Annotated in this window: 14 protein-coding genes and 1 pseudogene; 7 read left to right on the top strand and 8 right to left on the bottom strand. The window is 43.0% G+C overall.

The window, feature by feature from the left end; genetic code table 11:
* Positions 1 to 7: 7 nt before the first annotated feature.
* From tviB to CCVT_RS02025, 7 genes and pseudogenes are all read right to left on the bottom strand, one after another.
* Positions 8 to 1,240, bottom strand: coding sequence for a Vi polysaccharide biosynthesis UDP-N-acetylglucosamine C-6 dehydrogenase TviB (gene tviB / locus CCVT_RS02055; protein WP_018136973.1), 1,233 nt, complete (start codon positions 1,238 to 1,240; stop codon positions 8 to 10).
* The gene (locus CCVT_RS02050) at positions 1,237 to 1,665 is read right to left on the bottom strand and encodes an ecotin family protein (RefSeq protein WP_018136974.1); all 429 of its coding nucleotides are present in this window, start codon (positions 1,663 to 1,665) and stop codon (positions 1,237 to 1,239) included. The genes tviB and CCVT_RS02050 overlap by 4 nt, the downstream gene beginning before the upstream one ends.
* A complete protein-coding gene (locus tag CCVT_RS02045; RefSeq protein WP_026175519.1) occupies positions 1,662 to 2,984 on the bottom strand; it encodes a UDP-glucose dehydrogenase family protein in 1,323 nt (440 codons plus the stop codon). The genes CCVT_RS02050 and CCVT_RS02045 overlap by 4 nt, the downstream gene beginning before the upstream one ends.
* The gene (gene galE / locus CCVT_RS02040; RefSeq protein ID WP_018136976.1) at positions 2,981 to 3,967 is read right to left on the bottom strand and encodes a UDP-glucose 4-epimerase GalE; all 987 of its coding nucleotides are present in this window, start codon (positions 3,965 to 3,967) and stop codon (positions 2,981 to 2,983) included. The genes CCVT_RS02045 and galE overlap by 4 nt, the downstream gene beginning before the upstream one ends.
* Position 3,968: 1 nt before the next feature.
* Positions 3,969 to 4,877 (bottom strand): DNA ligase, encoded by a 909-nt coding sequence (locus CCVT_RS02035; protein ID WP_018136977.1) that lies wholly within the window; start codon positions 4,875 to 4,877, stop codon positions 3,969 to 3,971.
* Positions 4,874 to 5,932: an NAD-dependent epimerase gene (locus CCVT_RS02030; RefSeq protein WP_018136978.1), complete on the bottom strand. Its 1,059-nt coding sequence runs from the start codon at positions 5,930 to 5,932 to the stop codon at positions 4,874 to 4,876. Before CCVT_RS02030 ends, CCVT_RS02035 begins: the two co-directional genes overlap by 4 nt.
* 275 nt (positions 5,933 to 6,207) lie before the next feature.
* Positions 6,208 to 7,011: pseudogene (locus CCVT_RS02025) on the bottom strand (3'-5' exonuclease); the annotation flags it as partial.
* Positions 7,012 to 7,073: 62 nt separating this feature from the next.
* Here CCVT_RS02025 and waaC point away from each other — a divergent pair.
* Genes waaC through CCVT_RS01990 form a run of 7 tightly spaced genes read left to right on the top strand, consistent with a single transcriptional unit; the run spans position 7,074 to position 13,042 of the window.
* Entirely contained in the window at positions 7,074 to 8,048 is a 975-nt protein-coding gene (gene waaC, locus CCVT_RS02020; RefSeq protein ID WP_018136980.1) for a lipopolysaccharide heptosyltransferase I, read from the top strand.
* Positions 8,041 to 8,934, top strand: a complete 894-nt coding sequence (locus CCVT_RS02015) for a lipid A biosynthesis lauroyl acyltransferase (protein ID WP_018136981.1) — start codon at positions 8,041 to 8,043, stop codon at positions 8,932 to 8,934. The genes waaC and CCVT_RS02015 overlap by 8 nt, the downstream gene beginning before the upstream one ends.
* Positions 8,928 to 9,623 (top strand): glycosyltransferase family 2 protein, encoded by a 696-nt coding sequence (locus tag CCVT_RS02010; RefSeq protein ID WP_018136982.1) that lies wholly within the window; start codon positions 8,928 to 8,930, stop codon positions 9,621 to 9,623. Before CCVT_RS02015 ends, CCVT_RS02010 begins: the two co-directional genes overlap by 7 nt.
* Positions 9,620 to 10,690, top strand: a complete 1,071-nt coding sequence (gene rfaQ, locus CCVT_RS02005; RefSeq protein ID WP_018136983.1) for a putative lipopolysaccharide heptosyltransferase III — start codon at positions 9,620 to 9,622, stop codon at positions 10,688 to 10,690. Before CCVT_RS02010 ends, rfaQ begins: the two co-directional genes overlap by 4 nt.
* Positions 10,687 to 11,763 carry a glycosyltransferase family 4 protein gene (locus tag CCVT_RS02000; RefSeq protein ID WP_018136984.1) on the top strand — a complete coding sequence of 359 codons (1,077 nt, stop codon included), beginning with the start codon at positions 10,687 to 10,689 and terminating at the stop codon, positions 11,761 to 11,763. The genes rfaQ and CCVT_RS02000 overlap by 4 nt, the downstream gene beginning before the upstream one ends.
* Positions 11,760 to 12,560: a polysaccharide deacetylase family protein gene (locus CCVT_RS01995; RefSeq protein WP_018136985.1), complete on the top strand. Its 801-nt coding sequence runs from the start codon at positions 11,760 to 11,762 to the stop codon at positions 12,558 to 12,560. Before CCVT_RS02000 ends, CCVT_RS01995 begins: the two co-directional genes overlap by 4 nt.
* Positions 12,557 to 13,042, top strand: a complete 486-nt coding sequence (locus tag CCVT_RS01990) for a DEAD/DEAH box helicase family protein (RefSeq protein WP_018136986.1) — start codon at positions 12,557 to 12,559, stop codon at positions 13,040 to 13,042. The genes CCVT_RS01995 and CCVT_RS01990 overlap by 4 nt, the downstream gene beginning before the upstream one ends.
* Here CCVT_RS01990 and CCVT_RS01985 read toward each other — a convergent pair.
* Entirely contained in the window at positions 13,032 to 14,054 is a 1,023-nt protein-coding gene (locus CCVT_RS01985; protein WP_018136987.1) for a glycosyltransferase family 2 protein, read from the bottom strand. The genes CCVT_RS01990 and CCVT_RS01985 overlap by 11 nt on opposite strands.
* Position 14,055 lies beyond the last annotated feature (1 nt).

Below are 14,055 nucleotides of genomic sequence, written 5' to 3'. Positions count from 1 at the left end.
TAAAAATTTACAGCCTGCCATCGGCTTTTTTATAGACATTTTTAATGTCATAAACCAAGCAACCGTCTAAATTTATATTTTTAAATTCATTGTGTGCCACGGCGATCACCACGCAGTCGTAGTCTTTGAGCTCATAGCTTTTTAGCGGCGTTATGCCGTATTCGCGCACGACTTCGGCCTCATCCACCCACGGATCATAGACATCGACCTTACAACCAAAATCTTTTAGCTCATCGATCACGTCTATCACGCGAGAGTTACGGATGTCCGGGCAGTTTTCCTTAAAGGTAAGCCCAAGCACCAAAACGCGCGCTTTGTTGATGAGTACGCCGCGCTTTATCATCAGCTTTATGACCTGATCGGCGGCGTATTTGCCCATGTTGTCGTTTATGCGGCGACCTGCCAGGATCATTTCAGGATGATAGCCGACCTCCTGCGCTTTGTGCGTGAGATAGTATGGATCTACGCCGATGCAGTGACCGCCGACTAGTCCAGGGCGGAAATTTAAGAAATTCCACTTCGTGCCCGCAGCCTGTAAAACGGCGTTCGTGTCGATACCAAGTCGCTCAAATATCATTGCAAGCTCGTTTATAAAGGCGATATTGATGTCGCGCTGCGTGTTTTCGATGACTTTTGCGGCTTCGGCGACCTTGATAGACGGGGCTTTGTGCGTGCCTGCGGTGATGATCGAGGCGTAGATCTCATCGACCTTGTCCGCGACCTCTGGCGTGCTGCCGCTCGTGATTTTCTTGATCTTTGTGACCGTGTGCTCTTTATCGCCCGGATTTATGCGCTCTGGCGAATACCCGCAGAAAAAGTCCTCGTTAAATTTTAGCCCGCTCTCTTCAAGTAGCGGCACGCAAATCTCCTCCGTCACACCTGGATACACCGTGCTCTCATACACGACGATATCGCCCTTTTTTAGCACTTTGGCGACACTTTGCGTTGCCTTTATCACGGGCGTTAGATCGGGACGTTTGTTTTTATCGATCGGCGTAGGGACGGTGACTATAAAGAAGTTGCAGTCCTTTATATCGTCCAAATTTAGGCTAAATTTCATCCCGTTTGCAATCGCTTTTTGCATCTGCTCGCGGCTAAGCTCCAACGTGCGGTCGTGAGCGTCTTTTAGCTCCTCGATGCGGGCGCGATTTACATCGAAGCCCACGACTTCGTATTTCTCACTAAATGCCGCCGCCAGCGGAAGCCCAACGTAACCAAGTCCTACAACTGCTATTTTCATTTTTCGACCTTTGCATTTTTTTCTTCAAATTTTTCATAAAGCCTGTATTTTACGATGACATCTTTTTGCGCTAGGATCTTTATGTCGCTCGCACCGCCCGTGTATGGTAAGATAGGCTTAAATTCATACTCTACCTCTCTTAGCTGTTTCTTGCCGTCAGGGCAAAGCATCGTCGTGGTAGCGACCTCATCGCCGCCTTTAAATTCATAGTAATCACCATATTTTTTGGAGTTTTTCTCCTCCATCTGCCCGCCCAATAAAAACTGATAATTGCAATCAGCCTGCATCTTTTTGGCAAAGACGACTTCGACTTTGAAGTCCCATAGTGGCGCTTTCATGGGTTTTAGCTTTATGACATTCATCTGCATCGTCTCCGCCCCAAACATCAACGTCGCAGCTGCCAAAAAAGACAAAATTTTCCTCATCCTTTCACTCCTATCTGAAAATATTTAAATCCAAGTTCGTTTAAAATTTTAGCGTTATATTGATTGCGCCCGTCAAAGATCACGGCGCTTTTCAGCCGCTTTTTCATCTCGTCAAAATCAGGCGATCTAAACTCGCTCCACTCGGTCACCAGCACCATCGCGTCCGCGTCATTTAGCGCGTCATACTTGCTCGTAACGTATTTTAAATTTGAGTTTGGCAGATATTTTTTAGCCTCCTCGCTCGCCTTTGGGTCATACGCCCTGACTCTCGCGCCGGCGTTTTCGAGTAAATTTATGAGAACGAGCGAGCTAGCCTCCCTCATATCATCGGTATTTGGCTTAAAGCTAAGCCCCCAAAGCGCGATACTCTTGCCCTTTAAATCCGCACCAAAATATGCAGAAATTTTATCAAACAACACGCGCTTTTGCGCCTTGTTTCGGCTCTCGACTGCGTTTAAGAGCTCTGGCTCAAAGCCATTTTGTCTCGCCGTGTAGATGAGCGCCTCGACATCTTTTGGAAAGCAGCTGCCACCGTATCCGCAGCCTGGATAAATAAAGCTATATCCGATGCGCGCGTCAGAGCCGATGCCTTTTCGCACCAAATTTATGTCAGCTCCTACTCGCTCGCAGATGTTTGCGATCTCATTTATGAAGCTGATCTTGGTCGCCAGCATCGAATTTGCTGCGTATTTGGTCATCTCGGCAGACTTTACGTCCATCGCGATGAAGCGGTCGTGATTTTTCATAAACGGCGCATAAAGCTCGCGCATAACGCTCTCGCCCCACTCACTGCTAGCTCCCACGACGACGCGATCTGGCTTTAAAAAGTCCTCCACCGCCGCACCTTCTTTCAAAAACTCAGGGTTGCTCACGACTTCAAATTTTACATCTAAATTTCGCTTTTTTAGCTCCGCTGCGATCACCTCGCTCACGCGCTCGCCCGTTCCCACGGGGACGGTCGATTTATCCACGACGATGAGCGGGCGAGTCAAATTTTGCCCGATGCTGCGCGCCACTTCAAGCACGTATTTTAGATCTGCTTGTCCGTCTGCGCCCATCGGCGTGCCGACTGCGATAAACAGCACCTGAGCGTGCGATAGCCCGTCCGTTATGCGCGTGCTAAATTTTAGCGTGCCGTTTGCGTAACACTCCGCCACGATCTCGGAAAGTCCGGGCTCATATATCGGCACGACGCCGCGCTTTAAATTTTCGATTTTCGCGCTATCCACGTCGATACAGATGACGTCGTTGCCCATTTTGGCAAAGCACGCACCGCTAACTAGCCCCACGTATCCGGTGCCGATGACTGCTATTTTCATATCTTTTTCTCCCATTCCAGCGCGGTTTTGACGATGAATTCAAGGTCATCTCGCTTTGGCTTCCATGTCGTTTTTTCGCGTAGCTTACTCGAATTTGCGATGAGCACGGCAGGATCGCCGTCCCTGCGCGGCGCGTGCTCTACCTTAAAATTTATTCCGCTCACCTTTTTTGCGACCTCGACGACCTCTTTGACGCTAAATCCTCGCCCGTAGCCCACGTTAAATACTTCGCTTTCGCCGCGCTCGTTTAAAAATTCTAGTGCGCTTAAATGCGCATCCGCAAGGTCGCTCACGTGGATGTAGTCTCTCACGCAAGTGCCGTCCTTCGTCGCGTAGTCATCGCCAAAGATACTCATGCTCGCGCGCTTGCCAAGTGCGGTTTGCGTGGCGATCTTGATAAGGTGCGTCGCGTTTGGGTAGTTTTGCCCGATGAGCCCCTCCTCATCGGCTCCGGCGACATTAAAATAGCGCAAAATGGCGAATTTAAAATTTGGGTTTGCTAGCGCGTAGTCTTTGATGATTTGCTCGCTCATCAGCTTGCTTCGTCCGTATGGATTTATCGGATTTGCCGCGCTTTGCTCTGTCACCTCCGGCACGTCAGGCTCGCCATAAACAGCAGCCGTGGAGCTAAAAACGAATTTATTCACGCCAAATTTTTGGCAATACGTTAAAATTTTTGCTACGTTTGCGGTGTTGTTTAGGTAGTATTTTAGCGGCTCTTGCGTGCTCTCAAAAACCTCGATAAATGCGGCAAAATGGATGATCGCATCAAATTTGCCCCGCGCAAAAATTTCACTTAGATCATCTTCTAAATTTGCCATCACAAACTCAAATTCGCCTATGTCTTCGAGCGTTTTTATCGCCTGGCTTGAGCCTTTTGAGAGGTTGTCTATCACGGTGATTTCGTGACCGCCCTGCTTTAAAAGTGCCTTTAATACGTGGCTACCGATGTAGCCCGCCCCGCCTGTTATTAAAATTTTCATCCTAATCCTTCCTAACGCGCAAAAATACGGGAAATCTCGGAAGCCCTTTTGCCGTTAAATTTTGATATTTATATGTTATGATTGACCCGATCTTTGGCGGGTTTGCGCGCTGTTCGTCACTAAAACCAGAGCCTATTTTAAAACGCTTTTTATCGCTTAAATTTTCGCAAACGACCGAACCAAGCAGCCCGCTAAATTTACCCTGCCCCACCTTATGCGCGACCACCACACACTCGGCGTCGTTAAATTTTTTATATTTTAGCGCGTTTTGACTGCGACCGTGCTCATACGGGGCGTTTGGCTCGCGCAGGACGACGCCCTCGCCACCAGCCGCGATGATCTCGCCCAAATTTTTTTCTAACTGCGCGTTATCTTTCAGCGCCGTTTGCTTGATAATGACGATTTTTTCATTGCTTTTTGGGTTTTTATCTAAAAATTTTTGCAAAATTTCAAGCCGCCTAAGCAGTCCGCCCTGCGCGTCAGGCACGTCAAAAATGTGAAATTTTATCTCACCCCACGCCAGGGCGTCAGGCGTTTTATCCATCACGACGGACTGGATATTTTCAAACTCACCCCGCTTAGTGTAAAGCTCGCCGTCAATGGCAAATGGTGGCATGAGCGTGATAAATTCTGTCGGCGCGCTTAAAATTTTGCCCTTGCGAGAGCGTAAATTTTGCCCGTCCCAGTAGGCGCGCACGCCATCAAGCTTCTCGCTGGCTAGCCAGCCGCTCACGTTTTGCCCTTTAAATTCGCCCAGTTTTAAAAGCTCAAATTTAAAGGGCTCCTTTATCTGACCGCTAGCTTCGTCGTAGCATGTGCTTACCCACTCTTTACCCGGCTCGCAAGAGCGCAACTGCGAGAGTGCAAAAGCAAAATTTAAAGCCAGAAAAAAGGCGAGTAAAATTCTCAAATTTTAGCTCCATAAAATTCGCTATACCACTCTATAAAGCGCGCTACACCCTCATTTACGCTCGTGTTTGGCTTGTAGTCAAAATCAGCGACCAGATCGCTCACGTCCGCATACGTCGCAGGCACGTCACCAGCTTGCAGCGGAAGGAAATTTTTATTTATCTCGCGCCCGATTTTTAGCTCGATCGCCTTGATGTAGTCCATGAGCTCGACTGGGCTGTTGTTACCGATATTGTAAATTTTAAATGGCGCAGACGAGCTTGCCGGATCAGGTGCTTTCGCGTCCCACGCGGTGTTTGCGCGGGCTGGGTTATCAACGCACTTCATCACACCCTTTACGATGTCGTCGATATAGGTGAAGTCGCGCTTCATCTTGCCATAGTTGAAAACATCGATCGTTCCGCCACTAAGCGCGGCTTTAACAAACAAAAACAGCGCCATATCCGGGCGACCCCACGGACCATAGACCGTGAAAAATCGCAGCCCCGTCGTCGGCACGCCAAAAAGATGGCTGTAAGTGTGCGCCATCATCTCGTTGCTCTTTTTGGTCGCGGCGTAGAGGCTGATGGGGTGATTTACGCCCTCATGCGTGGAAAATGGCATATTTTCGTTGAGCCCATACACCGAGCTCGAGCTCGCATAGACGAGATTTGGCGTCTCGTTGTGGCGGCAGCACTCCAAAATATTTAAAAGGCCCGTAACGTTAGCGTCGATATAAGCTTGCGGATTGATTAGCGAGTAGCGCACGCCAGCTTGCGCGGCGAGATTTACCACGGCGTCAAATTTATGCTCGCTAAATAGCCTTTTTAGTAGCCCCGCATCTTGTAGATCGCCCTTTACGAAGCTTAAATTCGGCTTCGTTTTGGAGCGTATCTCCTTGCCCTGCGCGATCTCGCCCGTATCAAAGCCGGCCGTTTTTAGCCGCGCAAACTTTAAATTTACATCGTAATAATCATTGATATTGTCAAACCCCACGACCTCATCGCCACGCGCAGCCAGCGCATTTGCCAGATGAAAGCCGATAAAACCGGCCGTTCCCGTCACTAAAATTTTCATCGTTTTTCCTTCATAAATTTCTCGCAATTTTATCTAAATTTTATAAATCACTCGTTATCAAGATCGATCTCTGGCAAACTAGGCTCGTTTAGCGGCTTGGCCTTGCTCTTTGGGCTCAGATCGCTAGCCTTTTTCAGCAAGCTACCTAATCCTTGTTTTGCCAGGTGATTTTGCAGCTCCTCGGGCGTGATACGCTCGCTTATTTCGTAGGTCTCGTCCGTTTCATCATCGTTTTGATCTTTGAAATCTCCTGAAATTTCATAATCCACCTTGCCCTCAAGTCTACCAAGCTCAAGCTCGACCGCCTCGCAAAATACGCTCGTATAGCCCCTGTACTCGCAGTTTTTAGCTAAAAATTCGCTCATAGAATTTATGCAGCTTGCGTAGTCTTGCTGAGTGATGTTGCCTTGTAAAAGCTCGTATTTTAGGAAAAGCCAGTAGGTATTCAGCACGTCGCTTTCGCAGTATTCGTTTATCTTTTCAAGCTCGTCGTTGTAGTAAAGCTCCAGTACCTGATCACCGTGGATGTCGTATTTGCCGGGCAAATTTAGGCTCGCGCACAGAGTATCGAGCTTTAGCCCTCTAACAGAGCCAAAGTCGCTGATATGATCGAGCAAATCAAGGTGAAAACGCCCGCTGTAACGGCTGCGGTAGTTTTCCCATTTGTTTTTATTCAGCTCCCTGTTTTCGGTCTCAAAATAGGCTTCCACACTTAGATTGTAGCGCATGGCGCGCACCATTATCATCGGCAGATCAAAGCCGCGTCCGTTAAAGCTCACTAGGCGGGGGTTGTATTCGTTTATAAATTTGATGAATTTAGCAAGGATCTCTTGCTCGTTCGCGCCCTCAAGCGTGCTGACGCGTAGGAATTTACCGTATTCATCGGCCATCACCGCAGAGATCGCCACGACTTTATGAAACATCACGGGTAAAAACTCGCTGCCGCTAGCGTCCTTTTGCACAGCCATGGCTTCGAGCGAAACGGACATATCGTCGCCCTCAAGGCCGTAAATTTTACGTATCAAATTTGCATCAGGTATCGTCTCACAGTCAAACACGCAGATATAGCTCTTTGCCATTTTAGCCCTTTTTTAAGCAAAATTTTATAAAATCATACCAAATTTAAAATTTAAAGTTGATAATGCAAAGTAAAAAACCGCTTAAAATCGCTATCGTAAAGCTCTCGGCACTTGGCGATATCGTCCATGCCGTCATCGTTTTACAATTTATCAAAAAGCACGCCCCGGATGTGCATATAACGTGGATCGTGGACGTGAGATTCGCTGAAATTTTAAAAGATCACCCGCTGATCGACGAGCTCGTCGTCGTGCCTTTGAAAAAAAGCTTTAAAGAGAGCTTTAAAATTTTAAAACGCCTTGATAAATTTGACGTGGTGATCGACTTGCAAGGCCTCTTAAAATCAGCAATAGTCACGCGCTTATTGGGCAAAAACACCTACGGCTTCAGCAAAGAAAGCGCCAAGGAAAAGATCGCCAGTAAATTTTATAAATATAAATTCAGTATCGATTACAACGAAAATATCATCGTTAGAAACCTCGGTCTAGCCGCGTTTGCGATGGATTTTAAATTTAGCAAAGATGAAATTTTAAACAAAGAGCCGTGCTTTGAAGTGCATGGCAAAAAGCCGCAAAATGCGGACAAAAAACGCATCCTGATCGCACCGTTTGCCAGCGAGGAGAGCAAGTGCTACGATAAATTTAAAGCCGTGATAAATCTACTAAAAGAGTATGATATCTACGTCTGTCACGGCAATGCCGCAGAGCTTGAAAAGGCTAAAATTCTAGTTCAAGGTACGCATGCCATGCTACTTGAAAAGATGAGTATAAAGCAGATGATAGACTTTATAGCAAGCTGCGATCTGACCATAGGCAACGACAGCGGGCTCACGCACATCGCATGGGCGATAAATGCACCCTCTCTCACGCTTTTTGGCAACCGTCCAAGCCACAGGAACGCCTACGAGACGCCGGTAAATTTACTGATCGATATGGGCAGGCAAATAGACGCCAGGAGTATCGATAAAAACGACTTTTGCATACGCGAGATCTTTCCCGAGACGGTCGCAAATTTCGCCAGAAAGATACTAAATGGATAAAATTTATCTTTTTGGCTTTTACACTCTGAAATTTTTGATAGCTGCGACTCCAAAATACGTCTATACCGCTATCGTAAACGCTTTAGCCACCATTTACATGAGGCTTGGCAAAAGGCGCTTTAACATCGTGATGACAAATTTAAATCTGGCCTTTGGCGAGAGCAAAACGCACGAGAAAAAGCTAGAGATAGCCAAAAAAACGTATCAAAATTTTGCTAAATTTTTGGGTGTGAATTTCATCCTAAACCAGCACACGACAAAGCAAAAGGTGCTCGAGCGAGTGAAATTTAAAGATGAGAAATACCTACTAGAAGCCCTAAAAGAGGATCGCCCGATCATCGTAACGACCGCGCATTACGGGCAGTGGGAGCTTTTTAGCTTGGCGATGGCGGCACGATTTGGAGCCGTGAGTATCCTGGGACGAAAGCTTGATAGTAAGAGCATAGATAAAATTTTAAGCGCGAACAGAACGCAATTTGACATCGAGCTCATCGATAAAAGCGGGGCTGCAAAGCAGATGATAAAAGCCCTGAAATCACGCCGCTTAGTCGGCATCCTAGTCGATCAAAACACATCAAAAAGCGACGGCATAGAGGTGAAATTTTTTGGCAAACGCGTGCTTCACACGCCGGCTGCTAGTATATTTGCACAAAAGACGAATGCGCTCATCGTCTCGGCCTTTATCCGCCAAATAGACGACGAAATGAGCGAAATTTGCTTTTTCCCGCCGCTTGATATAAACAAACTGGACAAACAAAATGCTATCCTAGAAGCCACTCAGGCGCAAGCAAGCGCGTGCGAGGCTATGATACGCGCCAAAGCAGACGAGTATTTTTGGTTTCATAGACGCTTTAAGCACTTTTACGAGGATGCGTATAAATGCTAAGCGTCGTGATACTCACGTTCAACAGCCAAAGATACTTGCGCGAGGTGCTAAAAAGCGTAGAGTTCGCAAACGAGGTCGTCGTCATAGACAGCGGCTCTAACGACGATACGGTTAAGATTTGCAGCGAATTTAAAAATGTGAAATTTCACTACCAAGCATGGCTTGGCTTTGGCAAGCAAAAGCAATTTGGCGTAAATTTAGCCGGTAATGACTGGGTCTTTGTACTAGATAGCGACGAGATCATACTGCCGCCGCTTCGCGATGAGATAAATGAAATTTTAAAAGAGCCGAAATTCATGGCTTATCGCGTGCCTAGGCTAAATTTATTTTTTGGCAAAGAGGTGCGAAACATGGGGCTTTATCCTGACTTTAGCGTGCGACTTTTTGATAGATCACACGCTAAATTTGATGGGCGCGAGATCCACGAAAAGGTCATAGTAAACGGCGAAACTGGCGAGCTGAAAAATCCATTTTTGCACCACGCATACGATAGTATCGAGCAGTTTATCACCAAGCAAAATCGCTACTCGAGCCTTGGTGCGAGGCAAAATAAATTTAAAGCCGTTTTACATCCTATCTGGACGTTTTTCAAGCTGTTTTTTTTAAAAGGCGGATGGCGTGAAGGGTGGCGCGGCTACGTGATAGCAAGGCTTTACGCACAATATACGTTCTGGAAATACATAAAATGAAAATTTTAGTCATAAAATTTAGAAATATCGGCGATGTGCTGCTAACAACGCCGCTTTTAGAAAATTTAAAGCACTATTTTCCTGACGCAGTTATCGACTTTGCACTAAATAAAGGCACCGAGGCGATGGTAGAGGGCAACCCGAATGTGCGCAAAATTCACATCTATGACCGCGCTTTGGCTCGTAGCGGTGGGCTTTGGCGACGGATAATGACGGAATTTAAATTTATCCGAACGATCAAAAATGAAAAATACGATATCGCGATACAAACGACTACCGGTGATCGCGGCATCATCATCGCAAAATACGCTAAAATAAAAACGATCGTAGGCTTTGACAGCAAAAACAAGACTGTCAGTAAATTTATAACGCACAAAGTGCCTAAAATAGAGGGCACTAGGCATACGGTCGAGCTAAATTTAGACACGCTAAGAGCTTTAAACCTGGAGCCTATAAGTAAAAAAGTCAGTATTTATTTTGATGAAAACTGCTTGGACGGCGTAAATTTACCCGAAAAATTCGTCCATTTTCATATGACTAGCCGCTGGGTGTTTAAATGTGCTAGCGACGAAGTCATGGCGGAGCTTATAGACTTTTGCGAAAACGAGCTTGGAGTAAAAGCAGTCATAACTGCGGACAAAAACGAAGAGGAAATGAGAAAAGTCGGCTGCGTTTTAGCGCTTTGTAAAAGCAAGCCACTAAATCTTGCCGGCAAACTCAGCCTAAAGCAAACCGCAGCGTTATCAAAACGATCGCTAATGTTTGTCGGAGTGGATACGGCGATCATGCACATAGCCGCGGCAAACGATGTACCTGTAGTAGCGCTGTTTGGACCTAGTAACGCGCAAGAGTGGGGAGCATGGGATAATGCACTAAATAAAAGCGGCTATACTAGAAAAAGTGGGGATCAAAGCATGGGTAGGCATACGGTTTTTCAAAAAAACTGGGAGTGCATTTCATGCGAAAAGGCGGGCTGTAACGATACTCGCATAAGTAGGTGCTTGATAGAATTTAGTAAAGACGAGATAGATAAAATAAAACAAAAAATAAGAGAAAGAATACAATGAACATACTTCATACAGAAACGCTTTATAACTGGGGTGGAGAGCAAAACAAGGTAATGAACGAGATGAGATTTATGCGCGAGCTTGGGCATGAGGTCTATCTTTTTTGCAATCCGAATTCCGAAATTTTAAAGGTCGCAAAAAGTGAAAATTTTAACACGATAGAATGTGAGATGAATAAGAAAAATTTTCATAAATCGATCCCCGCGCTTTGTAAAGCAATAAAAGAAAATAGCATAAATGTCGTAATAACTCACGCGTCAACGGATAGTTGGGTCGGTGCGATAGCCGGGCTTTTGTGGCGCAAAAGAGGAGTTAAATTTCTAAGGGAAAGACACAATATGTTTCCTATAAAAGGTATTGTGTCGAAATTTATGCATAAAAAGATGTTTGATAAAATTTTATACATATCGCAAAGCGTTTTTGATACACTAAAAAGTATCGGAATAAAAGAGCAAAGGCTTTTTTATCTACCAAGCACCATTGATACAAAACTTTTAAAATCCATAAAAAGTACTTTTAGAGAAGAACAAAATATATCACCAAATGATCTAGTGATCGGCACTTTTACTTCACTTTACCGCAAAAAAGGAGTTTATGATTTTGCTACCGCTGCCAAAGAAATTCTAAAAACTTTCAAAGACGCGACTATAGTTTTTGGCGGGAATATAAATGAAAGCGTCAAAGCTGACATCTCATCAATGTTTAGCAAAGATGAAAAAATAATCTTTACCGGCTTTAGAAAAGATGGCATAAATGTCATAAAATCTTACGATATCTATGTTTTTGCCAGTCACAGTGAGGGGCTTGGCACAGTTTTGCTTGAAGCAATGAGTAGTCAAACTCCTATCGTGGTTTATGATAAAGAGCCTATGAGCGTACTAATAAAAGATAAATCAAGAGGGCTTTGTGCTAAATTTCAAGACACATCTTCCCTGACACAAAACATAATAAATCTAATAAACGATAAAAATATAGCTCAAAGCTACGCGCAAAATGCTTTAAAATATGTAGAACAAAACTATGATCATAAGGTACTAAAACAACAGATCAAAATTCTTTTGGAGAGCCTATGAATATACCGATTTTGATATTAACACTTCATCACGTTTCGCCGCAAAAAGATAGCATAACGATACGTCCAGAGCTAGTAAAAAAAGCTCTTCAAAGCGTAAAAGATCAAGGCTATAAATTTATCTCATACGCTAAATTTAAAGATATGGCTCTTGGACGTATAAAAAGAGAGCCAAAAAGCGTTTTATTGACATTTGATGATGGATATTTCGACTTTTACAGATACGCGTACCCTATATTAACTGAGCTTCAAATCCCTGCAGTTGTGTTTTTGATAACAGATAAAATAAATGATGTTAAAAGAAAAAATTTTAATCTTGAGCCAAAACCTCACAGCGAGCTTGATTATAAAGAAAATATAGAATATTTTCTAAATTTAGATGAGATAAGAGAGCTTTATAAAAGCGGTTTAGTTGAATTTGATAGCCATACGGCAACACATTTCTCTTGTAAAAGCGACGATGAAATAAGGCTAAAAGATGAATTCGATCGTTCCTATGAAAAGATAAAGGAAATTTTCCCTGACAAACAAGAATTTGGATTTTGTTGGCCAAAGGGACATTTTAACGATACGGCGATGAAAGTTATCAAAAATACAAACTATGCCTTTGCTTTTAGCGTGATAGACGGCGGTTTTTGTGATTGCGACAATATGTTTAAAATACACCGAATAGACATATCAAACAACGCAAAAAATGATAAGGACTACCTCTTTAGGATCAAGAAAAAGCTTTTCATATATTCACTACCGATCATTGGGAGTCTCTACTCAAAATTTAGAAACAGGAAATTTCAATGAAATATCAACTGTTTCAGCTTGAAAATATAGTCACGAATTTATCAAAAACGCAAAAAAGAGTAGTTATAGTGATTACTGGATTAGCTGGTAGTGGCAAAAGTACGCTTGGTAAATTTATTCGTAAAAATGGACTAGGAAAAAGCCATAAACCGTATAAGATAGCTGTTATAGATGATGACGTGATGAGCTTAAATCTATTTCTTATAAGGCCAAAGATAAAAATAAAAACTGAAATAAAAGATGAGTTAAAGCCATTTTTTAAATTTTTACCATCTTTTGTAAAAATCATACTTTATATCAATACTTATCCGCAAGAAAGACTCTCAAAAGCTGATATTTTGATCCATCTTCAAACAAATGAAACCGAGCGCATACAAAGATTAAAAAGCAGAGAAAACGATCAAGAAAATTTAGAACGATTGATAAACCAAAAAGAAACCCTAACTGATGATCTAGAATATAAATTTAAAATCAAGCTCTGAAATCTTTAATTTTCCTCCCAGAAAAAATATTATTTATTTTATTAAAAGCATTGAAAATTTTACAAATTTTTTGATCATTTTTTATCTTGCTAACCAGATAAAGCAAAAATTTATATTTCATTCTTAGCTTTTTAAACCCACTACTTTTTAAAATTTTATCCATATCGTCTTTTAAAATTTTAAGCCCTATTATATAATTTTTATTGTTTAAATCTGCCTTGCAAAAAATAAGCGGTAGATAAACACCCTTTATCTTTCTAAGCTCCAACATAGATATGATTTTATCGTCATTTACACCGTTGTCATTACAAAATTTTATCAAATCGTCATAGACAAATTTATGATCTTTTATGCCTTTTAGACTTTCAAAGCCGCTTGTATTATTTTCTCCCATGCGGTAATGATAATATGCCTTGTTTAGCTTGGCTATTTTTCGGGCTTTATAGATAAATTTTAGCGTCGTATCAAGATCATCGCCTAAAAATATACCATTTGGGAAAGGCGTTGCTTTCAAAAGAGATGATCGAACTAGCTTATTTACAGCGTTATGACAAACTCCTTTTGAGACGATAAGCCTCTTAAAATACTCATTTTTATCGATTATTCCATTATCTATTTTAAAGTCCGCTATATATTTTTTATGAGTTTTATAATCTCTAATCATATCTGTCACTACAACGTCAGCGTCAAATTTAATAGCCATTTCATAAGCATCTTTTGCATAGTCGCACTCTACAAAATCATCGCTATCTATATTTATGATAAATTCACCACCAGCTAAATTTATGCCAACATTTCTAGCCGAGCTTGCTCCTTCGTTTTGTTTTGAGACGATTTTTAATCTAACATCATTAAAATTATTTAAAATTTTAAGCGTATCATCGGTACTACCATCATCCACCACGATGACTTCTATATCTTCTAGGCTTTGATTTAGCAAGCTATCTACACAAATTTTTATATATTTTGAAGCATTATACGCAGGAACGACAAAGCTTACTTTTGTATCCATC

The organism is Campylobacter curvus (assembly GCF_013372125.1).
In the GTDB taxonomy this organism is placed as follows: Bacteria; Campylobacterota; Campylobacteria; order Campylobacterales; family Campylobacteraceae; genus Campylobacter_A; species Campylobacter_A curvus.
This window is presented reverse-complemented; position numbering and strand designations above follow the sequence as displayed.